At 69.9% G+C, this 26,940-nt stretch carries 15 protein-coding genes; 11 read left to right on the forward strand and 4 right to left on the reverse strand.

Annotated elements, in window-relative coordinates:
* The first annotated feature begins 24 nt into the window (after positions 1–24).
* The 4 genes from AB0M03_RS20930 (at position 25) to AB0M03_RS20945 (ending at position 5,613) form a co-directional block, all read left to right on the forward strand.
* Positions 25–1,017, forward strand: coding sequence for a sugar ABC transporter permease (locus tag AB0M03_RS20930; RefSeq protein WP_363493062.1), 993 nt, complete (start codon positions 25–27; stop codon positions 1,015–1,017).
* Positions 1,014–1,835: a carbohydrate ABC transporter permease gene (locus AB0M03_RS20935; RefSeq protein WP_363493063.1), complete on the forward strand. Its 822-nt coding sequence runs from the start codon at positions 1,014–1,016 to the stop codon at positions 1,833–1,835. Before AB0M03_RS20930 ends, AB0M03_RS20935 begins: the two co-directional genes overlap by 4 nt.
* A gap of 112 nt (positions 1,836–1,947) precedes the next feature.
* The gene (locus tag AB0M03_RS20940) at positions 1,948–3,684 is read left to right on the forward strand and encodes a trehalase family glycosidase (protein WP_363493064.1); all 1,737 of its coding nucleotides are present in this window, start codon (positions 1,948–1,950) and stop codon (positions 3,682–3,684) included.
* Between the two features lie 75 nt (positions 3,685–3,759).
* The gene (locus AB0M03_RS20945) at positions 3,760–5,613 is read left to right on the forward strand and encodes an RICIN domain-containing protein (protein ID WP_363493065.1); all 1,854 of its coding nucleotides are present in this window, start codon (positions 3,760–3,762) and stop codon (positions 5,611–5,613) included.
* Between the two features lie 101 nt (positions 5,614–5,714).
* Here AB0M03_RS20945 and AB0M03_RS20950 read toward each other — a convergent pair whose 3' ends face one another.
* Positions 5,715–7,139: a non-reducing end alpha-L-arabinofuranosidase family hydrolase gene (locus tag AB0M03_RS20950; protein WP_363493066.1), complete on the reverse strand. Its 1,425-nt coding sequence runs from the start codon at positions 7,137–7,139 to the stop codon at positions 5,715–5,717.
* 551 nt (positions 7,140–7,690) lie between these two features.
* On the opposite strand from AB0M03_RS20950, the gene AB0M03_RS20955 reads away from it, so the two are divergent.
* Positions 7,691–9,838, forward strand: coding sequence for an alpha-galactosidase (locus tag AB0M03_RS20955; protein WP_363493067.1), 2,148 nt, complete (start codon positions 7,691–7,693; stop codon positions 9,836–9,838).
* Between the two features lie 35 nt (positions 9,839–9,873).
* Here AB0M03_RS20955 and AB0M03_RS20960 read toward each other — a convergent pair whose 3' ends face one another.
* The 3 genes from AB0M03_RS20960 to AB0M03_RS20970 all read right to left on the reverse strand — a co-directional run bounded on the left by AB0M03_RS20960 (position 9,874) and on the right by AB0M03_RS20970 (position 17,558).
* Positions 9,874–11,625 (reverse strand): glycoside hydrolase family 35 protein, encoded by a 1,752-nt coding sequence (locus tag AB0M03_RS20960; protein ID WP_363493068.1) that lies wholly within the window; start codon positions 11,623–11,625, stop codon positions 9,874–9,876.
* Positions 11,626–11,672: 47 nt separating this feature from the next.
* The gene (locus tag AB0M03_RS20965) at positions 11,673–14,570 is read right to left on the reverse strand and encodes an RICIN domain-containing protein (RefSeq protein WP_363493069.1); all 2,898 of its coding nucleotides are present in this window, start codon (positions 14,568–14,570) and stop codon (positions 11,673–11,675) included.
* Between the two features lie 174 nt (positions 14,571–14,744).
* Positions 14,745–17,558: a hypothetical protein gene (locus tag AB0M03_RS20970; RefSeq protein WP_363493070.1), complete on the reverse strand. Its 2,814-nt coding sequence runs from the start codon at positions 17,556–17,558 to the stop codon at positions 14,745–14,747.
* Between the two features lie 441 nt (positions 17,559–17,999).
* Between AB0M03_RS20970 and AB0M03_RS20975 the strand changes: the two genes are divergently transcribed.
* The 6 genes from AB0M03_RS20975 (at position 18,000) to AB0M03_RS21000 (ending at position 26,870) form a co-directional block, all read left to right on the forward strand.
* Positions 18,000–19,025, forward strand: coding sequence for a LacI family DNA-binding transcriptional regulator (locus AB0M03_RS20975; protein ID WP_363493090.1), 1,026 nt, complete (start codon positions 18,000–18,002; stop codon positions 19,023–19,025).
* Positions 19,022–21,985 carry a glycoside hydrolase family 2 TIM barrel-domain containing protein gene (locus tag AB0M03_RS20980; RefSeq protein ID WP_363493071.1) on the forward strand — a complete coding sequence of 988 codons (2,964 nt, stop codon included), beginning with the start codon at positions 19,022–19,024 and terminating at the stop codon, positions 21,983–21,985. The genes AB0M03_RS20975 and AB0M03_RS20980 overlap by 4 nt, the downstream gene beginning before the upstream one ends.
* A gap of 72 nt (positions 21,986–22,057) precedes the next feature.
* The gene (locus AB0M03_RS20985) at positions 22,058–23,368 is read left to right on the forward strand and encodes a sugar ABC transporter substrate-binding protein (protein ID WP_363493072.1); all 1,311 of its coding nucleotides are present in this window, start codon (positions 22,058–22,060) and stop codon (positions 23,366–23,368) included.
* A 100-nt stretch (positions 23,369–23,468) separates the two neighbouring features.
* Positions 23,469–24,449 (forward strand): sugar ABC transporter permease, encoded by a 981-nt coding sequence (locus AB0M03_RS20990; protein WP_363493073.1) that lies wholly within the window; start codon positions 23,469–23,471, stop codon positions 24,447–24,449.
* Entirely contained in the window at positions 24,446–25,324 is an 879-nt protein-coding gene (locus AB0M03_RS20995) for a carbohydrate ABC transporter permease (protein WP_363493074.1), read from the forward strand. Before AB0M03_RS20990 ends, AB0M03_RS20995 begins: the two co-directional genes overlap by 4 nt.
* 46 nt (positions 25,325–25,370) lie before the next feature.
* Entirely contained in the window at positions 25,371–26,870 is a 1,500-nt protein-coding gene (locus AB0M03_RS21000; RefSeq protein ID WP_363493075.1) for an alpha-N-arabinofuranosidase, read from the forward strand.
* The last annotated feature ends 70 nt before the right edge of the window (positions 26,871–26,940 follow it).

Raw genomic sequence — 26,940 nt, forward strand, 5'->3', positions numbered from 1 at the left:
GCCGCGAGGACGACAGGACCTCTGATGAACGACACGGCACAGATTCCGGAGAGCCGCTCTGTGCGCGGCGGAGACGGGGCGGCTGCCACCGCCCCGTCCCTCGGACGCACCGGCAGCGAACGCACCAGGTCCCGCCCCCGCTCCCCGCAGTGGGCGGCCTGGGGATTCCTGACACCGGTGGTGATCTACCTCGGCGTGTTCTACGCCTATCCCCTCTACCGCAACATCGACCTGAGCCTGCGCAACTACACGGTGCGCTCGTTCGTGAACGGCGACGCCCCCTTCACCGGACTGGCGAACTACCACGTGGTCCTGGACGACCCCACGTTCGTGCCCGCGCTGCTTCACACCGTGGTTTTCACCGCCGCCAGCCTTCTGCTGCAGTACGGGATCGGCCTGTCCCTCGCGGTCTTCTTCACCCAGCACTTCCGCCTGGCGGCCACGCTTCGCGCCCTGTTCCTGGTGCCCTGGCTGCTACCGCTGATCGTGTCCGCCTCCACCTGGTCGTGGATGCTCAACAGCGACTCCGGCGTCGTCAACTCCGTCCTGCACGCGATGGGTATCGGCCCGGTCAACTGGCTCACCTCCCCGAGCTGGTCCCTGGCGTCGGTGGTGATCGCGAACATCTGGATCGGGATCCCGTTCAACCTGGTGGTCCTGTACAGCGGTCTGCAGAGCATTCCGGCATCCCTCCACGAAGCCGCCGCCCTGGACGGCGCGAACGCCTGGCAGCGCTTCCGCCACGTCACCTTCCCGCTGCTGCGGCCGGTGTCGGCGATCACCCTGCTGTTGGGCCTGATCTACACCCTCAAGGTCTTCGACATCATCTGGATCATGACCAGGGGCGGCCCGGTCGACTCCTCGACCACGCTGGCGACCTGGTCCTACCGGCTCGGCTTCGGGAACGCGCTGCCGGCCTTCGGGCACGGGGCTGCCGTCGGAAACCTGCTGGTCCTGATCGCCCTGTTCTTCGGCATGGTCTACATCCGCGTCCAGCGAAAGCAGCAGGCGTCATGACCACACGACACACCTCCTGGTGGAAGACCGCGACCGGCGTCGTGCTCACCGCGCTGATGCTGTTCCCGGTCTACTGGATGCTGAACGTGTCCTTCACCCGCGACCAGGACATGCGCAAGTCCCCACCGGACTGGTTCCCGGTCCACGGCACGCTGGAGGGTTACCGGGCCGTCCTGGACCAGCAACTCCCGTATCTGGGGACCAGTCTCGTCATCGCCCTCGGCACCGTCGCACTCACGGTGGCCCTGGCGGCACCCGCCGGCTACGCGCTGGCGAAGCTGCGCCCGCGCGGCGGCGGCGCCGTCGGCTTCGTGCTGCTGGTCGCGCAGATGATCCCCGGCATCATCATGGCGATGGGCTTCTACACCATCTACCTCAAGCTCGGGATGCTGCAGTCCGTGCCGGGCCTGATCGTCGCCGACTCCACGATCGCCGTCCCGTTCGCCGTGCTGATCTTCACCGCGTTCATGGACGGCATCCCCGGTGAACTGCTGCAGGCCGCCAGGACCGACGGCGCGGGCAACCTGCGGACCTTCTGGTCGATCGTCCTGCCGATGAGCCGCAACGCGATCGTCACCGTCTCGCTGTTCGCGTTCCTCTGGTCCTGGTCCGACTTCGTCTTCGCCAGCACCCTGGACGGCGGCGGCGCCCACGAGCCGATCACGCTGGGGATCTACCACTACATCGGCAACAACAACCAGCAGTGGAACGCCATCATGGCCACCGCCGTGGTCGCCTCGATCCCCACCGCGCTGATCCTGGTCCTGGCCCAGCGCTACGTCGCCGCCGGCGTCACCGCCGGAGCCGTCAAGGACTGACACCCCGCCGTCACCTCCCCGCCCCGGAAGCCTCTGCCCGTAGGCCGACCGCGTACCGCGGCCGCCACGAGGTCGGCAGAGCACGCCCTGCCCCAGAAACGAGCGCCCTGCCATGACCGACGCCCTCACTGGCCCGGCCTTCAACATCCGCGAGATTCCGTTCAGCAGCCACGGCTCCTGGTTCAACATCTCACCCGTGACCTCCGAGCACGTCCGCGCCCAGGACCTGCACCTGGTCTCCCACCAGGGCGGCATGCACCCCGTGCTGCGCCTGGTCCCCGTCCGGGGGGCGGGCGGCGAGCGGGTCGAGACGCACTGGAACGCCACACCGGGGCGGCTGACCTGGGCCGGGCAGGGCGGGCAGATCGAACTGACCTACCAGTGCGCGGACACCCTGCGGCTGCGCGGTACCGGTCTGAGCCTGCGTATCTGCGCCGCGGCCGAACGGCTCACGCCGTTCAGCGGCACGTACTTCCTGCACGACCCGCTCGACGGCTCCTACGTGTTCACCTCCTACGAGACCGGCAGGCGCTACCGCGTCAGCGTGCTGGCCGGGCAGGAAGCGGACGTCCGTGGCGCGGAATCGCTCGGCGCCGCCGACCGCGGGCTGACCCTGACCGGCGACGACACCGGCTGGTGGGAAGCGGCCGTCGAGGAGCTCGACAGCGCCCGGCCGCCCTACGCACCGTCAGACACCTACGAGAAGACGGCGGACCGGGCCGACCGGACGTTCACCGAGTTCGCCGATGCGGTCGCCCCCTGGCGTACCCCGGACACCCCGGCCGCCGAACTGGCCGCCTACGTGCTGTGGTCCGCGACGGTGGGACCGGCCGGGTTCCTCGAGCGCCCTGCCGTACTGATGTCCAAGCACTGGATGGACAAGGTCTGGAGCTGGGACCACTGCTTCAACGCTCTCGCCCTGGCCCCCGGAGCCCCGGGGTTGGCCTGGGACCAGTTCCAGATCATGTTCGACCACCAGGACGGGAGCGGCGCACTGCCCGACTCCGTGACCCACTCCGAAATCCTCTACAACTTCGTCAAGCCCCCCATCCACGGCTGGGCCCTGCGCCACCTGCGCCAGCGCCTGCCGCGCCCGCCGAGCCGGACCGAACTCACCGAGTCGTACCACCGCCTGGCACGGTGGAGCAGGTTCTGGCTCGACTCCAGGCGCGCCCCCGGACAGACGCTTCCGCACTACCAGCACGGCAACGACAGCGGCTGGGACAACTCCACCGCCTTCGACCCCGGGCGCGTGCGGATCACCGCCGATCTCTCCGCCTTCCTGATCCTGCAACTGCGCGAACTCGCCGACCTGGCGACCGAGCTCGACCGCGCCGAGGAAGCAGCCGCCTGGGCGCACTCGGCAGAGACCCTCCAGGCCGCCGTGATCCAGAACCTGTGGACGGGCGAACGTTTCCAGGCCCGGTCCCCCCACACCGGCGCGGGCACCACCAGCCTGAGCCTGCTGGACCTGATGCCCGTCGTCCTCGGCGAGCACCTGCCCACCGAGGTCAGCGCCCGGCTGGCCGCCCGCATCGAGACCCACCTGACCGCCCACGGGCTGGCCACCGAGCGGCCCGACTCACCCCACTACCGGGCCGACGGCTACTGGCGCGGCCCGATCTGGGCGCCCGCCACCGTCCTCGTCGAGGACGGCCTGCGCCGCGCCGGGCACGTGGACCTGGCCGACGAGATCAGCGCCCGCTTCCGCGCCCTGTGCGAGAAGTCCGGCTTCGCCGAGAACTTCGATGCCCTCACCGGCGAAGGCCTGCGTGACCGCGCCTACACCTGGACCGCCAGCAGCTACCTCCTCCTCGCCGAGGCACACGCACACCGCGACAGCCGCTGACCGGCCGCCCCCGCAGCTCCGGGACCGCTCCGGTCCCGGCACCTTCACCGCACTCCCACCCGGAGGAGCCGCACCATGAAGTCACCCACCGCACTTCCCGGTACAACGGCCCGCACCGGACGACGAGCGGCTTCGACCGTCGCCGTCCTGCTGGCCGCAGTGGCCGCGAACCTGGTGTCCGCCGCGCCGTCACCGGCCGCCGACACCTCCGTCGCCGTCGACTTCTCCGTCGCCGGAGGCGCCCCCAACTACCGCGCCTCGGGCATGATCTACGGGCTGACGCCCGACGGTTCGCAGCCGCCGGACCACTTCTTCAAGGACATCAAGTGGCACCTCATGCGGGCCGGCGGCGCGCAGCTCAACGGTGGCGGCTACGCCACCAGCCTCGCCGACTACCGGACCCGCTGGAACGCCACCCTCGCCCAGTACCGGCGCACCGTCGCCCTCGGCGGCACGTTCGTCATCCTGCCGCACGATCTGTGGGGCGCCGACGGCACCACCAGCCAGGGCTTCCCCGGCGACAACGGCAACTGGACGCAGTTCGACAACTTCGTCAACCAGCTGATCTCCGACGTCAAGGCCAACAACATGACGGTGGAGTGGGACCTGTGGAACGAGCCGGACCTCAGCGGCTTCTGGGGCCGGTCCCAGAACCAGTACCTGCAGATGTGGTCGCGGTTCCACGCCGCCGTGCGGGCCAACCTCCCCGGGCAGCTCATCGTCGGCCCCAGCGTGGCCAACCCGCCCAGCTCCTCCAACTCCTGGTGGACCACCTACCTGAACCACGTGAAGGCCACCAACTCCGCCCCCGACATCTACAGTTGGCACGCCATTCCACATGACCCCGTCCCGGCCGTCAGCAACGCCAACGCGATCCTCGCCGCCGCGGGCCTGACCAACACCCGCCCGTACCAGATCAACGAGTACGCCGGGCGCGAGCAGCAGAACCCCGGTGGCGGCGGCTGGTTCATCAGCCGCCTGGAGCGGGCCGGCGCCGACGGCATGCGCTCCAACTGGGGAGGGGGCCCCGGCCTGCACGACTACGCGGCCGACCTGCTCACCAAGAACAGCTCCGGTCAGTACCTGCCGAAGGGCGAGTGGTTCCTCTACCGGTACTACGGCTCCCAGACCGGGAACATCGTGAACCTCACGCCCGGCACCAACACCGACGGGCTGGCGACCAAGGACAACACCGCGCGCAACGCGAAGATCCTGCTGGGCGACAACGGCAACACCGGCAACGTCACCGTCAACCTCAACCGCCTCGACACCACCTCGGTCGTGGAGAACGGCCGGGTGCGCGCGATCGTCCAGCGCATCCCGAACAACGGCGGCGGCGCGGTGACCGGACCGGTGACGGTCTCCGACCGGACCCTGACCGTGAGCAACAACTCGGCCTCGGTGGCGGTGCCGTGGACGGACGCCGCCGACGGCTACACCGTCACCCTGCTGCCACCGTCCAACACCACCGTCTCCACCGTCGCGGTGGTGCAGCACAGCGGTCAGTGCCTCGACGACACCAACCTCGGCACCACCGACGGGACGCAGTACCAGCAGTACCTCTGCGAGGGCGGCTACCAGCAGATGCTCGACTTCAAGCCGGTCGCCGGCCGTGCGAACACCTACACGGTGGTCGACGAGTACAGCGGTAAGTGCCTGGACGTCTCGGGTGCTTCCACGGGCGACGGTGCCGCCGTCATCCAGTGGACCTGCAGCGGTGGCACGAACCAGATGTTCACCCTCAACCCCGTCACCGCACTCGGCAACGGCAAGGACTACCAGCTGGTCGCCGTCCACAGCGGCAAGTGCGTCGACGTCTCCGGCGTCTCCACCACCCCGGGCGCCCTCGTCCACCAGTGGACCTGCGACCCGGCAAGCAACCTGTCCAACAAGAGGAACCAGATCTGGCGCCTGACCGGCAAGGGCTGACCTGCCGTCCCCGACGGCGCGCGGGGCCGGCTCTCACGACCTCGTGAGAGCCGGCCCCGCCTCATGCCTTCAGGATTGCGATCACCGTGCGACCGGCCGGGTCAGCGCTGCAGGGTGAGCAGGCCCGGTCGGTACGGCAGCTGGATGTACGAGGTGCCCGACGGGGTGTTGGTGGGCAGGCCCTGGTAGAGCATCTGCAGGTTGCAGGGGTCGACGGTCATGGTCTGGTCGGGGTTGTTGCGGACGAGATCACCGTGGCTGATGTCGTTGGTCCAGGTGGCGCCGCTGTTGGCCTTGCCGGCGAAGGGGCTGGCCTCGGTGGCGGCCTGCGCGGTCCACGGACCGTTCAGGCTGGTGGCGGTGAACGAGCGGAAGTAGCGGTTCTCGGCCGCGCCGCGCGCCTCGACGATCATGAGGTACTGGTTCTGGCCCTGGACCTTGTAGACCTGCGGCGCTTCGAACAGGTTCTTCACCGTGTCGCTCATGACCGTCGTGTACGAGGAACCGAAGCTGCCCGGGAAGTTCCCGATCGGCATGGTCGACTTGTAGATGCTGCCGTTGTCACCGGCGAAGAACAGGTACATGTTCTGGTCGTCGGCGATCAGGGTCGGGTCGATCGGACCGCCGGTGGGGAGGCTACCGGTGAACAGCGGCTGCGGCGCGGACCAGCCGTTGGGGTTGGTCGGGTCGCTGGACGTGCGGTAGGTGAAGGGCCACGCGGTGCCCCACCCCAGCGAGGCCAGCACCCAGGTGTTCTTGGGCGCGAAGTAGAACAACTGGGGCGCCACGGCGGACGAGGGCATGGCGGTCTGGGCGGCCGAGGCCATGTCCGACCAGTTCGTGAAGGGCGCGAACCCCATCGACTTCCACGACGATCCGTCGGAGTAGGTCGCGTAGACCAGGTGCTTGCCGTTGTAGACGACGTCGGTGAAGTCCTTCAGCGAGGCCCACCCGTTCGCCGGCTGCGCCAGCGCGCCCGTCGAGCTCCACCGGTACGTCGACGGCAGGGCGCACGTGGTGCCCGTCCCGGACAGGCCGGTCCACTGCTGGTTGCTGGCGCCGCTGCAGTTCCAGAGCTGCACCGCCGTGCCGTTGGCCGTGCCGGCGCCCGAGACGTCCAGGCACAGCCCGGACTCCACACCGACCACCGAGCCGTCGGTGTTCACCCGCCACTGCTGGTTCGCACCGCCGGTGCAGGACCAGATCTCCACCTTGGTCCCGGCCGCGGTGGCGTGGCCCGGAACGTCCAGGCACTTGTTGCCGTAAACGGTCAGCTGGCCGGTGGACGTCAACGTCCACTGCTGGTTCGTGCCGCCCCAGCAGTCCCAGATCTGCAGGAACGTGCCGTCGGTCTGGCTGGCGTTCGGCACGTCGAGGCAACGGCCCGAGCCGACCCCGCGGAGGGCGCCGGTGGTGGCCGCCTGGGCCGGGCCGGCGGCGAGCATCGCCGCCACCGCCACCACGGCCGCGACCACGGCGGTGAACACCACCGACAGCGGCCTGCGGGTGGAACTCTGCCTGTGCATGGAGATCTCCTAGGTCAAGGGATGGAGCTGCCACCCGGCCGCGTACGGGAGTCCCGAGCCCGCCCGCCCCATTCGGCAACCTGGATTGTTAGCGCTAACAATCCAGGGCAGAGCGATTCCCCTCCTGCTGGGAGGACAACGGCTCTCCGGGTGTGAGCGGAGTCAATACCCGCCCGACCAGGCACGTCAAGATGGCTGCAGTGACTTTTCCGGCCGGGGGCGGTGCCGGTTCGGCGCCACGCCCGTCCCTCCTCCGCGCGAGCCGGCCGCCCGCCCAATTCATCAGTGGCAGCGGGGAGGTGACGGCGGATCCGACACCCGTGCCCGTTCCCGGCCACGGGATGTTCACCGGAAGGGCGGGCGTGCTATCTCTAGAAGAGCGCTCCGTCGTCGGAGGCGCGGAACCACCCCGCCGACGACGGGTCCCCGGACCCGGTGGACGCGTCGGACCAGGACAGGTGTGAGCGCCGACGGAACGGCTGACGGGACCGACGGGGGCCCGGCCTCCGCCGGGCACCGGACCAGGACCACCACTCCTGAACGAGGACCAGATGACTGAGGCGAACCTCGTCGTGCTGTCGGCCGGTGACGCGGCCCTCGCGCTCGACACCACCGGACCCGGACTGCCCCGGGTGCTGCACTGGGGCGTCGATCCCGGCTTCCGGGCCGGCGACGCCGCGCAGGTACTCGACGCCATGGGCCGAAGCCCAGGCCACCAGGCCGGAAGCCTGATGCCCTGTCAAGGACTCGGCTCGGGCTGGTTCGGCCGCCCGGCTCTGGCCGGGCACCGCGACGGCCGGGTCCGCCCGGTGCGCTTCGAGCTCGCCGGACCGGTCGCAGTGCAGGCCGAGGACGGCCGCGGCGGCACCGTCCGCGTGCGGGCGCTGGACCCCGGCGCGGGGCTCGCGCTGGACACCGAGCTGGAGATGACGGAGCAGAGCGTGGTGCGGCTGCGCCACACCCTGACCAACACGGCGACCGACGCCTACACCCTGGACGCGCTGACCTGCGTGCTTCCGGTCCCCGCCCACGCCGCGGAACTGCTGGACTTCGCCGGCCGCTGGGCCCGTGAGCGCTCCCCGCAGCGCTCCCCGCTGCGGCAGGGCGTCCGGTCGAGGGAGAGCCGACGCGGCCGCACCGGCTTCGACGCCGGGCTGCTGCTTGCCGGCACCGAAGGCTTCGGCTTCCGGCACGGCGAGGTCTGGGCCGTCCATCCCGCCTGGAGCGGCAACCACGTCCAGTACGCGGAGCGGCTCGTCGACGGGACGACGGTCCTCGGCGGCGGCGAACTGCTGGACGCGGGTGAGATCCGGCTGGAGGAGGGCGAGTCCTACCGGACCCCGTGGGTGTACTTCGCTGCCTCCGGCACGGGTCTGGACGGGATCAGCCGAGGATTCCACAACCTGCTCCGGGCCCGGCCGCAGCACCCGGCCACCACCCGGCCCGTCACCCTGAACATCTGGGAGGCGGTCTACTTCGACCACGACTCCGAGCGGTTGCGCGCCGCGGCGCGGACCGCGGCGGAAGTCGGCGTGGAACGGTTCGTCGTGGACGACGGCTGGTTCCGGCACCGCCGCCACGACCGGGCCGGCCTCGGCGACTGGTACGTCGACGAGAAGGTCTGGCCCGACGGGCTCCGTCCCTTCGCCGACCACGTCCACGCGCTCGGCATGCAGTTCGGCCTCTGGTTCGAGCCCGAGATGGTCAACCCCGACTCCGACCTGGCCCGTGCCCACCCCGACTGGTTCCTCGCCGACCCCGACCGCCTCCCGTTCGAGCAGCGCAACCAGCACGTCCTCGACGTCGCGCACCCCGACGCCCACGCCTACCTGCTGGAGCGGATCAGCACCCTGGTCGGGGAGGTGGGCATCGACTACATCAAGTGGGACCACAACCGCGACCTCGCCGACGCCGTCCACGACGGCCGACCCGGCGTGCACGCGCAGACGACGGCGGTCTACCGGCTCCTGGACGAACTGCGCGCCCACCACCCCGGGTTGGAGATCGAGTCCTGCTCCTCCGGCGGCGCCCGCGCCGACCTCGGCATCCTCGAACGCACCGACCGGATCTGGGGGTCGGACAACATCGACCCGATCGAACGCCAGGCCATCCAGCGCTGGACCGGCCTGCTCCTGCCCTCCGAGCTGATCGGCTCCCACATCGGCTCCTCCCCGGCCCACATCAGCCACCGCCACACCGAGCTCGCCTTCCGCTGCGCCACCGCGCTGTTCGGACACGCCGGCATCGAATCGGACCTCTCGACCTGGTCGAAGGACGAACTGCGCGCGCTCACCGCGTGGGTCGGCGCCTACAAGCAGCTGCGGCCGCTGCTCCACAGCGGCGACGTCGTCCGCGCCGACCACCCCGACCCGGCGGCCTGGGTCCACGGCGTCGTGTCCCCGGACCGCTCCCACGCCGTCTTCGCCTACGTCCAGCTGGCCACCTCCGTCGCCGAGAGCGGCGCGCCCGTACGCCTCCCGGGGCTGGAACCCCGGACCCGCTACACCCTGCGCGTGCATCCCGAGCTCTCCGCGCCCGAACACACCTGGCCCGCCTGGGCGAAGCGGTCCACCGCCCTCACCCTGACCGGCCGGTACCTGGCCCAGGTCGGCCTGGCCGCCCCGGACACGGCCAACCGTCCCGGCCACGCGCTGGTGGTCGAAGCCCAGGCGCAACCCCCGGCCGCTCGAACGTCGTGAGCCCCCGCCCCCACCGGCTGTTCTGGGCTGGTCGGTCACTCCTCGGTGGGGCCGAGGTCGGGCTGCTCGCGAAGCTCTACTGTGCGGTCGAGGCACGTGGTGTGCAGTTCGAGCACGGTGATCTCGTTCGGCCCCGGGCGCAGGACGGGGCCGGGTACGTACAGGGAGCGCTGGGGGCCGCGGGACCAGTGGCGGCCGAGGTGGAAGCCGTTGATCCAGACGTTGCCCTTGGTCCAGCCGGGCAGGTGGACGAAGGTGTCGGCCGGTTCCTCGATGTCGAAGGTGCCCCGGTGGAAGACCGGCCCGACGGCGGGCCCCTCGGCGGGTAGGAAGGCGAGGCCGCTGAGGTCGGTCAGGGGCAGCGGGTGGTTGGCCCAGCCCGTCAGTTCGGCGCCGTTGAGCCGGACGGGGCCGAGCAGGCCCTTGCGGTCGTGCATTCCTCGGCCGTAGTTCACGCGGCCCTGGTTCTCCACCAGGACGCGCAGCACGCTGCCGGCCGCGGGGGCGGTGAACGCGATGGCCCGTTCGTGGTTCTCCCGTTCGAGCACGCCGATGGGCTGTCCGTCGACGAAGACCTGGGCGCGGTCGCGGACGTCCTGCAGTTCCAGATTCATGGGGCCGGCAGTCGGCAGGGTCGCCTCGTAGAGGACGTAGCCGAAGTCCTGCCGCAACTGTTCCATGGTCAGCGGGTGTTCGGACTTCTCGGCGCTGCCGAGTGCAGGCAGGCCGGCGAACAGCGGTGCGGTGTCGGTGAGCGTCACCCTGGCCGCGGGGAGCTTCGGCGCGGGGGCCGGCACCGGCTCGTCCGGGACCGGGACGTACTTGGCGATGACGTCGTGGAAGGCGTGGTACTTCGGGGTCGGGTCGCCGGCCTCGTCGAGGGGCGCGTCGTAGTCGTAGGAGCCGACGGTGGGGCGGAACGTGTGTTTGTCGTTGGCGCCGTTGGTGAAGCCGAAGCTGGTACCGCCGTGGAACATGTAGAGGTTGACGGAGGCGCCGGTGGCCAGCAGCTCGTCCAACTCCCGGGCGGCGGCGTCCGGTTCGCGGACGACGTGGTGGCCGCCCCAGCGGTCGAACCAGCCGATCCAGAATTCGGTGCACATGAGCGGGCCGTTGGGCTGGTGGGCGCGCAGCGCGGCCAGGCCCTGGCGGGCGCGGCTGCCGAAGTTGGCGGTGGCCAGGACACCGGGCAGGCTGCCGCGGGCCAGGTCGGCGGGCTGGTCGCAGGTGAACAGCGGAACGTCGACGCCGAGCCGGCGCAGCAGGTCGGCGAGGTGGGCGAGGTGGGCGGTGTCGTCGCTGTAGGCGCCGAACTCGTTCTCCACCTGCATCGCGAGGACCGGCCCACCGCGAGTGGCCAGCCGATCCAGCAGCGGCGGGAGCAACTGCTCGAAGTAGGCGTCCACGGCGGCGAGGTACACCGGGTCCTGGCTGCGCAGCCGGATGTCGGGCTCGGCGAGGAGCCAGGACGGCAGGCCGCCGCCCTCCCATTCGGCGCAGATGTACGGGCCGGGACGGAGCAGGACGTGCAGTCCTTCGGCGGCGGCCAGGTCGAGGAAGCGCGGCAGGTCGAGTTCGCCGTCGAGGCGGAAGACGTCGGGCCGGGGCTGGTGGAGGTTCCACGGTACGTACGTCTCGACGGTGTTGAGGCCCATCAGGCGGGCCTTGCGCAGCCGGTCCGCCCAGTGGGCGGGGTGGACGCGGAAGTAGTGGAGGCCGCCGGAGATGATCCGGAACGGCTCGCCGTCGAGGGTGAAATCGTCGCCGTCGATCTGGAGAACGGGCATGGTAGGGCTCCTGGGAGGTGGTGCGGTGGTTTACGTGTCCAGGGCCGTCACAGCCCCACGGGCTGCCATTCCTGGTTGGAGCCACCGTTGGCGGGCCACTGGATGACCCTGGCGCCGTCGGCGGTGGATCCGCTCTGCACGTCTGCGCACAGTCCGCTCTTGACGTTCACGAGGCGGTAGTAGCCGCTGGTGGCCGCCGGAACGAGCTTCCACCACTGGATGGTGCCGTTGGTGTCCGACCACTGGTCCAGGGCTGTGCCGGCGCTGGTGGAGCCGCCCGGGACGTCGAGCACCTTGGCGCTGTTGACGTTGGACAGGCGGTAGGACCCGTCGTAGTCGGGGAGCAGCTTCCACTGCTGGTTGGCGCTGTCGGACCACGTGTTCTGGATGACGGGCCCGCCGTCGGAGGTGGAGGCACCGGAGACGTCCAGGACCTTGCCGCTCTTGCGGTTGACCAGCTTGAAGGGGCCGGTCAGCAGGCCGATCGTGATCGTGGTGCTCGTTCCTGCGGTCAGCGACACGACGCGGGCGTGGTTGCCCAGCGACGACCTGGTGACCGTCGCGCCGGTGCTGATGGAGGTGATGCCGCGCCGGCAGATGAAGGTGATGTTCTGGTCGGTGTCCGAGGTGAGCGTGACGGTGGCCGTGCGGGCCGCCGTGTCCCAGGACAGCGACTGGACGGTGGTGCGGTTGCGGCCGCGGACGCCGTTGATGGTGCCCTTCGTGAGCTGGTCGGGGAGGGCGGGGAGGATCTCGAGGACACCGGGGCGGGTGTAGACGAGTGCTTCGCCGAGGACGGCGGGGATGGCGTTGGCGGCGTCGCAGTTGTAGGTGGTCAGGTCCGGGTTGTGGGAGGTCATCAGGGACCGCCACACCATGTTCTTGCCGTAGATCTTCAGCAGGTTGCTGTAGACGCCGGGGCCGTCCTTCAGGCGGGCGCGGGCCAGCGCCCGGTGGAGGCTGCCGTGGGCGGCATGATTCGGGTCGACTCGCTTGTCCAGCGCCTTGGCCGCGTACTTGACGAGGTCGGGCCTGTCCTCGGGGTTGATCTCGTGCAGCGGCCAGGCGCCGTACAGGTGCTGGACGTGCCGGTGGTTGTAGTTGTCGGTCAGGCCGGGCCAGGACCACTCGGCGAGCGCCCCGTCGCTGTTGACGGTGTAGTCGGGCAGCTTGGCGAGCAGGGCGGTCCAGCGTTGCACGCCCTGGCCGCTGCCCTGCTCCAGGCCGAGGGTGTTGGACGCGTCGATCGCGGCCTGGAGGGCGTGCCGGCCGGCCATGATGTCGCCGGTGGCGTTGATGGAGAACGCCTGGCGGGTGTTGGCCGGGCTGTTCTCCATGGAGTAGGAGGGGACGAAGACGGCCTTGCCGCCGGCGTCGGTGCGGGTGAGGAAGTCCTCGTAGAACAGGGCCAGTTCCATCAGGGCCGGGCCGAGCTTGTTCTTCAGGAAGGCGCTGTCACCGGTGACCTGGTAGTACTCCAGCAGCGGGTAGAGCAGCCAGTCGGCGCCGCCGGTCCAGGCCTCGCCGGGGAAGCTGGTGTTGTTGAAGTGCAGCATGTGCCCGTATTCGCCGTCGGTCCGGGTCGGGGCGAGGAAGCCGCGGGTGCCGTAGAGGTTGGTGGCGTTGTCGCGCCAGTGGGCGAGCTGGCCGAGGATGAGGTCGAAGTAGCCCTGCATGGCATCGGTGAGGTCGAGGATGTTGCCGCCGGCGACCTGCAGGTTGATGTTGGCGTCGGTGGTGAAGTCGTCGGCCCAGGAGCCGTTCCAGGTGCCCGTCCAGATGCCGGTCAGGCGCGGTGGCAGGACACCACTGGAGCTGACGAAGAGATAGCGGCCGGAGTCGTACATCCGCTCCAGCAGTGCGACGTCGATGGCGGACGCGTTGCTGTTCTGGCGGGCTATGAGCTCGCTGGTGGCCAGCCGGCGGTCGGCGGCGGAGACGTTCAGGTCGATGCCGGAGCGGTCGTACATGGCCTGGTGCTTCGGGGCGTGCCGGCCCAGGAGGGTGGCGTAGTCGGCCGTCAGCGCGGCGAGGGCGGTCTGCAGGGGCCGGCTGTTCCAGCCGGTGGAGGTCTCGTACCGGCCCAGTTTGGTCAGCAACAGCACCTTGGTGGCCTTGGCGACCACCAGGGTCTGCCCGGCGGCGGTGACGGAGGAGCCGCTGCCGGAGACCACGACGCGGGTGACGCCCTCGTAGCCGTAGGCACCGCCGGAGGGGTAGGTGCCACGCAGGTTCAGGTAACCGTCGCCGCTGGTGACGGTGGCGGTGGCGGAGAAGGACACTTTGGTCGGCACGCCCGTAAGAGCGGTGTTGACGCTGATGGTGGTGTCCACGGTGCGGCCGGCGGCGGGCAGCAGCTCGTGGACGATGACCTGGTCGGCGCGGGAGACGAAGACGTGGCGCTTCCAGGTGCCGTACTGGTCGGTCCAGGTGTGGGTGATCTCTCCCGTGCGGAAGTCGGTGATGCGGGCGAAGTCGTTGACGGTGGTCATGCCCGGGGTGCTGAGCTGGAGTTCGTAGCCGGGGTGGAAGGTCTGGGTCCAGCGCAGGCCCCAGCCGTGGGCGAAGGTGGAGGAGGCGCCGGAGTAGTCGCCGGCCAGCGCCTGGTCCCGGGCGGTCTCGAGATACGGCCAGATCACGGGGGGCATGACGCTCCGGCTGCCGTTGGGCAGCACGAACCGGTGATGATTGAAGATCATCTTCTCGAGCGTGGGCGCCCCGTAGTAGACGGCCCCGTACTCGCCGTTGCCGCTCAGGAACCCGTCGGTCCAGGCCGAAGCGGTGGCGTTGTCCCAGATGCCGCGGTCCGGGAGGGTGACCTGGGGCGGTACGGCCGCGGAGGCCCGGGGGGCGCGGACGAAGCCGGGCAGGGCCGCGGCGCCGGCGGCGAGGGCGGCCGTGGTGAGGAAACGCCGACGGTTGAGGGGAAGGTCGGGCTGTGGCATGGCTGGACTCCCTTGTCGGACGGTGAGAACAACTGGGCGCAGGGGCGCCACCGCTGCGGGTGCGGTGGTGGACAACTGCGCTCTGTCAGACATGCGGTGGCTGCATCAGCCGTCGACGGCAGAACCGGACGGCCGAGGCCGGCCCGCCCGCGGGGACGGATCGTCCTCGCGTGTCTACGGGGTCACGGTCACCCCGGGAGCCATCTCGGCGGTCCCGTTGGTGAGCTTTCCGGAGCCGGTGGCGCCTTCGGAGCTGACGAAGCGCAGCTCATGGTTGGTGCCCCCCGCGTTGCCGACGGCGAGCAGGAGCGTGGACCGGTTGGCCGCGTAGGCGTTCTGGACGAAGGAGGTGATGTCGACGGTGATGTCGCGGCCGTCGACGGCGTTGCCCTGGTGGGTTCCGCCGCCCTCGGGGATGAGGGTCGAACCGAGGGTGAAGGTGGCGGACTTCGCGACGGAGGAGGTCGTGGCGGTGAAGCTCGGCCGGTTCTGCCAGGTCATCGTGGTGACCGGGCAGGATGTGCCGCCGCCGGTGCAGGTGGTGTCGCTGACGGGCTGGACGAGGAGCTGGTCGGTGTCGGTCGACGGCACCGACGAGTAGCGGTGGCCGACGTAGGTGAGGTGGAGCGTCGCCTGGCTGGGTGCCCTGGTGAGGCTGCTGATGGGGAACTGGATGTAGGAGAGCTTTCCGTCCCCGGATCCTGTGGTGTACTGCTCGCCCATCAGACCGACCCCGGTGTTGCGGGTGATGAGGGTCAGGTCCGCGGAGTTGTTCTTGGTCTGGTCGCCGGTCCACGCGCCCACCCAGGTGTCGCCGTTGGTGAGGGCGCCGTCCTTGACGTTCCGGGTCTGGCCGTTCGCGTCCGTGAAGGTGGACGTCAGCGTGCCGATCCCGCTCGGCGCCAGCGGGAACTGGCTGCTGTATTCGACGAGCTGGCCCGCGACGCGGAGGTTGTTCAGCGTCACGTTAGTGGCGCCGTTCAACGGGCTGCTGTTCGTCTTCTGCTGCGAGAACCACACGTTGTCGAGGCTGAGGACGCTGATCGGGGTCTTGGGATACGTGTACGTGGCGCCCGACCCGTCGGGGTTGGGGGCGAGCCCGTAGGTCGCCTGGTCGTCGGCGGTGATGGTCTGGGTGGATCCGTTGCCGCCGTTGAGCCTGATCGGTCCCGACGTGTACCGGGAGGTGTCGAACGAGCTGTTCTTCACCACGATGCTCGAGATGCGCGGGTACGGTTTGGGGCTGTTCTGCGTGAAGATGCCGCCGGCCGGCGCCGACACGGAGTTGAAGTTGTCGAACGTGTAGTTGTTGAGCCGGTATCCGTAGGAGTTCCATCCGATGCGGATCGAGTTGCCGGCGCCGACGGACCAGTTCAGCGTGTTGCTGACCGAGATGTTCTTCGAGTCCGCCTGGTCCCAGTGGTAGTTGTCGAACCCGAGCTCATCGGCGACGGCGTCGTGGGCGCCTACCGCGTTGGCATAGCCCTGGACGTCGGGGGTGGAGGTGCCGAGTTGGAAGTTGCCCCACACGCCGGGGGCCAGCGGGGTGAATCCGTCGCTGGGGTTGTAGTGGCCGGAGGCGAACGCGTCGTCGTTGCCGAGGGTGAAGACGCCGTTGGCGGTGATGTCCTGGCCGCTCGCGAAGTCCGTCCCGTCGATCCACGGCTGGCCGTACGGGGTGAGGGCCTTGATGTTGTTGAACCTCACCCTGCTGGCGGTGTGGGTCTCGTAGTTCCACTGCTTCGCGTCGCGCTCGTAGGTGTCGTTGAACGTGATGTCCGATGAGTGCATGACCATGACGCCGCCCTGGTGCTGGCTGCGGTAGGCGTCGTGCGAGTCACCGACGCTGCGGGCGTTGTAGTTCACCACGCCGTTGCCGTCGAAGACGCCGCGGCCGTCGATTTCGAGGTGGCTCGAGTTGATGATCCCGATCGCCGGCTCGAACGCCTCCATGTACGCCTGGATGCGGTTCTTCAGCAGGGCCCCTTCGTCGGTGTAGATCTTCAGCTTGCCGCCCTTGAGCGTGCTGCCGTCCAGACCGTTGACCAGGAGACCGGACCACACGTAGGTGCCGTTGGGGAAGTAGAGCGTGTTGAGCGCCGTGGGGTTGGCCTTGATGGTGTCGATGGCGGCCTTCAGGGCGTATGTGACGTCGTCGGCGGCCATCGCCCGCACATTCGGGTACCGCACGTTGACGCTGCTCGCGCTCACCAGGCTCCCGGCCGAGGTTTGCTGACCGGCGGGGACCGCGGTGCCGTTGACGGTCTTGCCGGCCATGGAGCTCGTCGTCGCGGCGGGAGCCTTCTGAGCCGTGCTGTTCGGGTGCGCCGCGAGGTACTTCGCGGCGAACTCCTGGAAGTTGAGGACACCGGTCTGCAGGTTGACACCGGAACCGTCCGGTGCGCTCGTGGTGTCGGGACGCTGCGCCGGGTCCTCCAGAGGGTCGTTGATGACCGCCAGGTAGGGCTGTCCCGTGACGTTGGTCGAGTCGCCGTTGACCATCACGATCGCTTGGTTCAACCGGGCGTCGGCTGACATCTGGAACGTCAGGGTGTGCTTGTCCGCGCTCACCGAGACGCTGCCGGACGGGTAGTAGCGCGCCGGGTAGATGTTCACCGTGTCGATCGTGGTGCTGGGCAGCGTGACCGTGATCGTCGGCGTCCGGGAGTCCGACGCGAAGCGCGCGATGTCGAAGTTGTTGCGGTTCGCGGTGTACCGGACAGCCTGGACGGGCGTGCCGGCGGCTTGTACCTGGTACTTGGTGGACGCCACGTCCGGGGAGGTCGTCGTGCCTCCGCCCACGCCCGACGGTGCGTAGGTGTGGACCGTGACAGCAGTGGCGGCGGGGGCGGGCACGGCGCCGGTGAGCACGAGGCTCGCCGCCGTGACGGCGGCCCCGGTGGTGGCAGCGATGATGCGGATGACGCGCGAGATGCCTCGCGTCGACGTGGGGTTCGAGTCGGCTTCGTCGCCGGCCGATCGGATCATGCCTGTCTCTCCTCAGGACGAGACCTCTGCAGGCCTGTTCAGGCGCTCGCCGCCCGCTGGGGACGGCCGGGAGAATTCGCGACACCGCCGCGAGCTGCGGTGAGTGGGGGCTGTCGCGACCGAGAGGGCCACCACGACGCATTCGGCGGGATGGCGCGGGTGACGGAGTGATGGGTTGACGCGGCGCGCCAGGGCGGCTCCGCATCGTTGACCGATCCACGTGACCGGCGTGGCGGGGATGTTAATGGCGCATTTCCCGGGCCGTCAACGGTCCGCACGCTTCCGAGGCGCTGCCAGGGGTTCCACGTGCACTGTCTCCCACGAGCCTTCGTCACGGCTGGATTACGGCTCTCTGGCGATGCCTTGCCCTGGCGCGGGGCGCGGTCTACGCTGACGCCACTTTCGTGGATCGATAAAAGTTCAGGAGTGCTCGTGGTGACAATGGCGGAGGTGGCTGCGCGGGCTGGAGTCACCAAGCAGACCGTCTCCAACGTGGTGGCCGGCAAGAAGGTGCGGCCGGAGACCCTGGCGAAGGTGAACACGGCGATCGCCGAACTCGGTTACAAGCCGAACCTGGTGGCGCGTTCGCTGCGTACGGGCAGCACCTCGACGGTGGGGCTGTTCGTGCCGTCGGTGGCCAACCCGTTCTACTCGGAAGTGGTCGAGGAGGTGGAGAACGTCCTGGTCGGCCACGGGTACAACCTGCTGCTGGCCACGACGCGCGAGGACCCCGACTACACCCGGGTCCACCTGGAGAACCTGGCCGCGCGCTCCGTGGACGCACTGCTGGTCGCCGGGGACTACGGTGTCGAACAGCAGTTGCCGATGCTCACCGCGGCCGCCTTCCCGGTCGCGCTGTTCGCCTGGGAGGGCGATCCGCCGACGACGCTCCCGGTGGTGTCCATCGACTACGAGCACGCCGGCTTCCTGGCCGGGCGCCACCTGCGCGAACTCGGCCACCGGAACGTCGCGGTGATCGCCGACCTCCCCGCGCACACGCTGCGCGTCGGCGGGCTGCGCCGGGCGTTCGCCGCCGACGGGCTGACCATCGACGACCGCATGGTGTTCACCCGCACCAGCGACGACGCCGCCGGCGGGTACGCCGCGGCCTGCGCGGCACTGGACGCCGATCCGGGGCTGACGGCGATCTTCGCCACCCACGACGTCCTGGCCCTCGGCGCCATCGAGGCCGTGATCCGGTCCGGCCGACGGGTGCCCGAGGACGTCAGTGTGGTCGGCTTCGACGACATCGCCCAGGTCGGCCGGATCGAACCGGCGCTGACCACGGTCACCTTCCCGAAGCGCGAGATGGCCCAGCAGGCCGTCGAACTGCTGCTGCGAGCCGTCGACTCCGGCCGGCCCCCGACCAACGTCATCTCGTTGCTGCGCCCGACCCTGACCGTCCGGGCGAGCAGCGCCCCGCCCCGCGCGACCGACCAGCCCCGAGAGGAACGCGACCTCCGATGAACGACCTCGACCCCCACGCCTACGTCGATGACCGGTCGCCGGGCACCGGACGGCTGCGGCCGCGTGCCGCCTTCACCTCCGACTTGCCCGTGATCGCGCTCGACGGCGACTGGAGGTTCCGGTTGGCGTCAGGGCTGGACGACCTCACCGGGGACCTTGCCGCACCGGACTTCGACGACACCGCGTGGGACCTGCTCGCCGTGCCGTCCTGCTGGCAGATGACCGGCTTACCCGGTGAGCCCCGCTACGGCGCCCCCGCTTACACCAACATCCTCTACCCGTTCCCGGTCGACCCCCCGCGGGTGCCCCGGCACAACCCGACCGGCGAGTACCGCCGCGCGTTCGAGGTCCCGGACGGGTTCCCGGCGGCGGCCGCGGTGCTCCGGTTCGAGGGCGTCGACTCCGCGTTCGCGGTCTGGCTCAACGGTGTCCGGCTCGGCGACGGCAAGGGCAGCCGGCTGACGACCGAGTTCGACGTCTCGGCCGCACTGCGGCCGGGCCGGAACGTGCTCGCGGTGCGCGTGCACCAGTGGTCGTCCGGCAGCTACCTGGAAGACCAGGACATGTGGTGGCTGTCGGGGATCTTCCGGTCGGTGACCGTGGCCGCCCGCGGTGTCGAGGACTACTTCGTTCGAGTCGGCTACGACCACGCCACGGGCCGGGGCACTCTGGCCGTCGACGTCACCGCCTCGAGCCGGGTGTCGCTGTCGGTGCCCGAACTCGGCATCACCGCCGCCGACCCGGCCGGACCGCACACGGTCGACGGTGTCGAGCCCTGGTCGGACGAGAACCCGCGCCTGTACTCCGGCGAACTGGTCTCGGAGGCCGGGGAGCGGATCCCGCTGCGCATCGGTTTCCGCACGGTCGCCGTGGTGGACGGAGTGCTGACCGCCAACGGCCGGCCGATCTCCCTGCGGGGCGTCAACCGCCACGAATGGCACCCGCTGACGGGCCGGACCCTGACCGAGGAAACCATGGCAGCCGACGTGCTGCTCATGAAGCGGCACAACATCAACGCGGTGCGCACCAGCCACTACCCGCCCGACCACCGCTTCCTGGACCTGTGCGACGAACACGGGCTGTGGGTGTTCTGCGAGGGAGACCTCGAGACGCACGGCTTCGAGCCCGGCAGCTGGCGGCGCAACCCCAGCGACGACCCCGCCTGGCGCGAGGCCTACCTGGACCGGGCCGCGCGGCTCGTGGAACGGGACAAGAACCACCCCTCGGTCATCGTCTGGTCGCTGGGCAACGAGTCCGGCACCGGAGCCAACCTCGCCGCCGCGGCCGCATGGATCAGGCAGCGCGACGACAGCCGCCTGATCCACTACGAAGGCGACTGGGCGAGCTGCTCCTACGTCGACCTGTACTCCCGCATGTACATCGGCCTGGACGAGTTGGCCGCCGCAGGGCGTCGCCAGGAACCCCCGACCGCCGACCCGGCCAACGACGCCCACCGCCGTTCCCTGCCGGTCGTGCTGTGCGAGTACGGGCATGCCATGGGCAACGGCCCCGGCGGGCTGTCCGAGTACCAGGAGGTCATCGAGGCGCACCCGCGCCTGGCTGGCGGGTTCATCTGGGAGTGGCTCGACCACGGGATCCTCCGGCGCGCCGGGCCGGACGACCACGGGTCCTTCTACGCCTACGGCGGCGACTTCGGGGAGGAGGTCCACGACGGCAACTTCGTCGCCGACGGGCTGCTGTTCCCCGACCGCACGCCGTCGCCGGGCCTGGTCGAGTACAAGAAGGTCGTCGAGCCGGTCCGGATTCACCTCGATCCGGCGGCGCGGCGGATCGCCGTGCACAACCTGCACCACGTCCGCCACAGCGGTTACCTGGACTTCCGATGGACCGTCGAGGCCGGCGGAGAGCCGGTCGGCTCCGGCAGCCTGACCGTCCCCGCGACCGAACCGGGCGCGACGGGCACCGTCGAGTGGCCCGTCGACCTCACCGCCGCGCTCGACTCCGCGCGTAAGAACGGATCGGGCCAGGAGGTGTGGCTGACCGTGACCGCGGTGCTCGCCGCCGACGAGAGCTGGGCCGGGGCCGGCCACGAGGTCGCCTGGGGCCAGGGGCTGGTCGTTCCGGCGAGCTCGCCCGTCCCGTTCGCCCCGGTGGCGGCGACCGTTCACGACGGGTACCTCGCACTGGGCGCCGCGCGGTTCGACGCGCGCAGCGGTCTGCTGGTCCGGCTCGGCGACCTGGAGCTCGACGGTCCGCGGTTGGACGTCTGGCGTGCCCCGACCGACAACGACCGGCTCAGCGCGTTCGGCGAGCCACAGATCAACGCCTGGCTCGCCGCCGGACTGCACCGGATGCGCCACGAGGTCCTGCGCGTCGAGCCCGACGCATCGGGGCTCACGGTCACCGCCCGGCTCGCCGCCGCCGGATCCTCCTCCGGGCTCGACGTGGTCTACCGCTGGACGGCCTGCGACGGGCCCGGCGGGGACGGGATCCGGCTCCGGCTGAACACCACCGTCACCCCCGACGGCGCCTGGCCGGTGCCGCTGCCCCGGCTGGGGGTCGCGATGTCGCTGCCCGGCACCGATGCCGAGGTCGAGTGGTTCGGCCCCGGCCCCGGCGAGGCCTACCGCGACTCCCGCGCTGCGGCGCGTGTCGGCCGCTACCGGTCGGCCGTCTCGGCGATGCAGACCCCGTACGTCCGCCCGCAGGAGAACGGCAACCGCCACCACGTCCGCCATGCCCGGATCACCGTCCCGGACGGCACCCTGCTCATCACCGGCACCCCGGTCATCGACCTGACCGTGCGCCCTTGGAGCACCGAGGCCCTGACCGCCGCGGCCCACCAGCACGACCTGGTCCCCGGCGGCCGGCTGCACCTGCAACTGGACCAGGCGCACCACGGCCTGGGCAGCGCGGCCTGCGGACCGGGCCCCTCGGCACCGTCCGTCCTGGCCGCGGTCCCCACCGCGTTCGGCGTGGAGTTCCGAACCAGCTGGTAGGCGGGCCTTGCCCGCCCGCCCACCAGCCGTCCTGCAAGGCCCCCCACTCACCGTGACCAAAGGGTTCCTCACATGAACAGCACCACCATACGCACCCGCAGACTCCTGGCGTTCGCCACCTCGGCGCTCCTCGTGGCCGGCCTCGGCGCGTGCAGCAGCACCAAGAGCTCCTCCGCCAACGGCGAGAAGAGCCAGGCCGGGCCGGTGACCATGGAGTTCTGGGGCTGGGCCCCGTACGAGAAGATCGTCGACCAGTGGAACGCGGCCCACCCGGACAGCCAGGTCACCTTCAAGAAGATCCCGTCGGGTGGCAAGGGCGGCTACACCCAGATCAGCAACGCGATCACCGCCGGCAAGGGCCCGTGCCTGGCCCAGATCGAGTACCAGGCCATCCCGTCGATGCTCGTGAAGAACACGGTCATGGACATCACCCGGTACGCGAGCGCCGACACGGCCAAGTACCTCCCGTCGGCCGTCTCCGCCTCCAGTATCGGCGGCAAGATCTACGGCATCCCGGTGGACGTCGGCCCGATGGTCCTCTTCTACCGCAGCGACCTCTTCGCCAAGTACGGCATCACCAACCCGCCGGCCACCTGGGCCGAGTACAAGGCCGACGCCGAGAAGGTCGCCGCCGCCGATCCGAGCGTGAAGTTCGGCACCGCGCCCGGCGAGGGCAACGATCTGGCGGCCTACAGCTTGCAGACCGGCCAGTCCTGGTACTCGACCCAGGGGAACAGCTGGACCGTCAGCATCGACAACCCCGGCACCCGGAAGGTCGCCGCCTTCTGGCAGGAGCTGAAGGACAAGGGTCTGGTGACGAAGACCGGCAACGCCTGGGACCCGCAGTTCAACAAGGCCGCCGAAGAAGGCAAGGTGCTGACGTTCGTCAACGCGTCCTGGGCCGCCGGCGGCCTGAAGTCGGACCTGAAGGACCAGTCCGGCAAGTGGGCGGTCGCCCCGATGCCGACCTGGGAGGCCGGCGACGGCAAGAGCTCCAGCAACGGCGGCTCGGCCACCTCGGTGATGACCGGGTGCAAGACACCCCGCGAAGCCGCGCAGTTCGCCGCGTTCCTGTCCAGCGACCCGCAGGCCGTGAAAACGGGCATCGACGCCGGGCTGTACCCGGCGTCGAAGGCAGGACAGGACGACCCGTCGCTCGCGGCGGCTGACCCGTTCTTCGGCGGCCAGAAGGTCGGCGACCTGTACAAGGCCTCCGCCGCGCAGGTCCCCACCACCTGGACCAACGGCCCGACCTATCAGCAGGTCGAGACGGACCTCACCGGTGCCATCGGCTCCGGCACCTATCCGGACGCGGTCGCCAAGGTCCAGGCCTCGACGGTCGCCACGATCAAGCAGCTCGGACTGTCGGTGACCAACGGCTGAGGCGGCGGGACTCGAGCCGCCCCGAAGGGTTCCCGCGGCCGCCCGTACCCGGCGCCGCGGGAACCCGCTCCCTGACGACGAACCGCCCAGCGAGGTTTCCATGAGCAGTCCCAGCAGCACCCGGACCGCGTCGCCGCCGCGGCCGGCGCCCGCGGTCACCCCCCGCGTCTCCCCGGCCGGCCGGCCTCGGCGCGCCGGCCGCCGTACCGCGTGGACCGCGTCGGGTTTCCTGGCGCCGTTCGCGGTGCTCTTCCTGACCATGATGGTCGCGCCGATCTGTTACGCGATCTACCAGAGCTTCTTCACCGTCCACCGCGCCGGGCTGTTCGGCGGTGCGCAGTCCACGGAGTTCGCGGGACTGTCCAACTACGCCGACGTCTTCCGCGACCACGACTTCCTCGCGTCGATCGTCCGGGTCGTGCTGCTGGGCTGCGTCCAGGTCCCGGTCATGCTCGGCCTGGCCCTCCTGCTCGCGCTCCTGATGGACTCCCGCTCGGCCCGGCTGCGGAGGACCTTCCGACTCGCGTTCTTCCTGCCCTACGCGCTGCCGGGTGCGATCGCCGCGGTGATGTGGTCCTTCCTCCTGGCGAAGAGCCTGTCACCGTTCACCGGACCGCTGTCCCACCTCGGGATCGACGTCGACTTCCTGTCGCCGTCGTGGGTTCCGGTCTCGATCGGGAACATGATCACGTGGGGCTGGACCGGCTACAACATGCTGATCATCTACTCCGCGCTGCAGACGATCCCCGCCGAGGTGATGGAGGCCGCCGCGCTCGACGGCTGCACCGGATGGCGCCTGGCGTGGGCGGTGAAGATCCCGCTGGTGCGTCCCGCGCTGGTGCTGACCACGGTCTTCTCCATCATCGGGACGGCGCAGCTGTACACCGAGCCGGCGGTGCTGGTCGGCGCGCGCATCCCGGGCGTCTCGCCGAAGTTCTCCCCGATCATGAACACGACCCTGGGCATGGACCTGGGCGGCCAGAACCTGGCCGCCGCCCAGTCCGTCGTGCTCGCGCTGCTCACCCTCGTGCTCTCGTTCGGATTCCTCAAGTACACCCAGCGCAAGGGAGCGATGGCATGAGCGTGATTCACGCCGGCCGACCGACCCGACGGGCCCCCCGCGGTACCGAGATCGCGAGCAAGGTCGCCGTCAACGGGGTGTTGGGCCTGATGGCCCTGTACACGCTGATCCCGCTGTGGTGGCTGTTCGTCTCCGCGACCAAGGGCTCGGGCTACCTCTACACCGGTGCGCCGCTGTGGTTCTCCCATTTCGACCTGGTCGCCAACGTCAGAACCGTGTTCAGCTTCGAGGGCGGCATATTCTCCACCTGGCTCGCCAACAGCGCGCTGTACAGCCTCGTCGGCGCGACCGTCAGCACCCTGCTGTCCGCGATGGCCGGCTACGCGCTGTCCAAGTTCAGCTTCCGCGGTCGGGAAAGCGTGTTCAACGTCATCCTCGCCTCGGTACTCATTCCGGCGCCGATGTTCGCCCTGCCGTTGTTCCTGCTCATGGCCAAGCTCGACCTCACCAACTCCTACTGGTCGGTGCTGCTGCCCAGCTGTGTCAGCCCGTTCGGCGTCTACCTGTGCCGGATCTTCGCCGCGGCGTCCGTCCCGGACGAACTGCTGGAGGCCGCACGGCTCGACGGAGCAGGCGAACGGCGGACCTTCTTCCGGATCGCCCTGCCGCTGATGGCCCCGGCACTGGTGACCGTCTTCCTGTTCCAGTTCGTCGGCATCTGGAACAACTACCTGCTGCCCTCACTCATGCTCAACTCCCCCTCCCTGCAGCCGGTCACGGTGGGACTGGTGCAGTGGCGCTCGGAGTTCGCCAGCGGCGTGCCCCCGCTGCTGTCGATCACCGGCGCGGCCCTGTCGCTGATCCCCCTGCTCGTCGCCTTCATCAGCCTCCAGCGGTACTGGCGCAACGGCCTGACCGCAGGCGCCGTCAAGTAGGACATCCGCCACCCGACTCCGCACCTCACAGCAAAGGACCACCGCATTGCACCGCGCTCACATCGTTCTGGACCGGCAGGCCGTCGTCGCTCCGGTCCGGCGCCGTACCTTCGGCTCCTTCGTCGAGCACCTCGGCCGCTGCGTCTACACCGGGATCTACGAACCGGAGCACCCGAGCGCGAACAAGGACGGCTTCCGCATGGACGTCGTCGACCTCGTCCGTGAGCTCGGCAGCACGACGATCCGCTACCCGGGCGGCAACTTCGTCTCGGGCTTCCGCTGGGAGGACTCGATCGGCCCGCGCGACAAGCGCCCGGTGCGCCGCGATCTGGCTTGGCACTCGCTGGAGTCGAACCAGGTCGGCCTGGACGAGTTCGCGGCATGGCTCAAGCTCACCGGCTCGGAGCTGATGCTGGCGGTCAACCTCGGTACCCGGGGCATCCTGAGCGCCCTCGACCTGCTGGAGTACGCCAACCACCCGTCCGGCACCGCGCTCTCGGACCTGCGCATCGCCAACGGCACGCCGGAGCCGCACAACATCCGCATGTGGTGCCTCGGCAACGAGATGGACGGGCCCTGGCAGACCGGTTTCCTGAACGCCGAGGACTACGGCAAGCTCGCCGCCCGCACCGCCGGCGCGATGAAGATGGCCGACAAGGACCTCGAACTCGTGGTCTGCGGCTCCTCCGGCTCCTGGATGCCGACCTTCGGCGACTGGGAGCGCACGGTGCTCGAGCACACCTACGACCACGTCGACTACGTCTCCTGCCACGCCTACTACCAGGAGCTCGACGGTGACCTCGGCTCCTTCCTCGCCGCGGCGACCGACATGGACTACTTCATCGACACCGTCGTCGCGACCGCCGACCACGTGGGATACAAGAAGCGCTCCAACAAGAAGATCAACATCTCGTTCGACGAGTGGAACGTCTGGTACCAAAAGGAGTTCCATGAGTCCGACGAGGTCAACGACGAGTGGCGGCACGCCCCCCGGCAGCTGGAGGACGTCTACTCGGTGGCGGACGCCGTCGTCGTCGGCAACCTGCTGATGACCCTCCTCAAGCGCAGCGACCGCGTCACCTCGGCCTCGCTCGCGCAACTCGTCAACGTGATCGCGCCGATCATGACCGAGCCCGGCGGCCCGGCCTGGCGGCAGACCTCCTTCTACCCGTTCTCGATCACCAGCCGGCTCGCCGCCGGCGAGGTGATCCGCCCCGCGATCGAGTCGCCGACCTACACCACGGCACGCTACGGCGAGGCCGCCGTCATCGACGCCGTCGCCACCGTCGAGGAGGACCGGTCCGCGCTCTTCCTCGTCAACCGCGGCCTCTCGCAGCCCACCCAGGTCACCGTCGACGTCCGCAGCCTGGGCTCCTCGCGCATCCTCGAGGCGCTCACGCTCGCCGACCAGGACGTGTACGCGAAGAACACCCTCGCCGAACCCGACCGCGTGGTCCCCCGCACCAACCCGAACGCCACCCTGACCGACGGCGTGCTCACCATCGAACTGCCGCCGGTGTCCTGGACCGCAGTCGCACTCCACTGACCCCGAACGCAACGGGAGAGCGCGTGGCGCCGGGGGACACGTCGCTCTCCCCCATACCTGTCACTCTGCA

This window comes from Kitasatospora sp. NPDC051914 (assembly GCF_040680995.1).
Lineage (GTDB): Bacteria > Actinomycetota > Actinomycetes > Streptomycetales > Streptomycetaceae > Kitasatospora.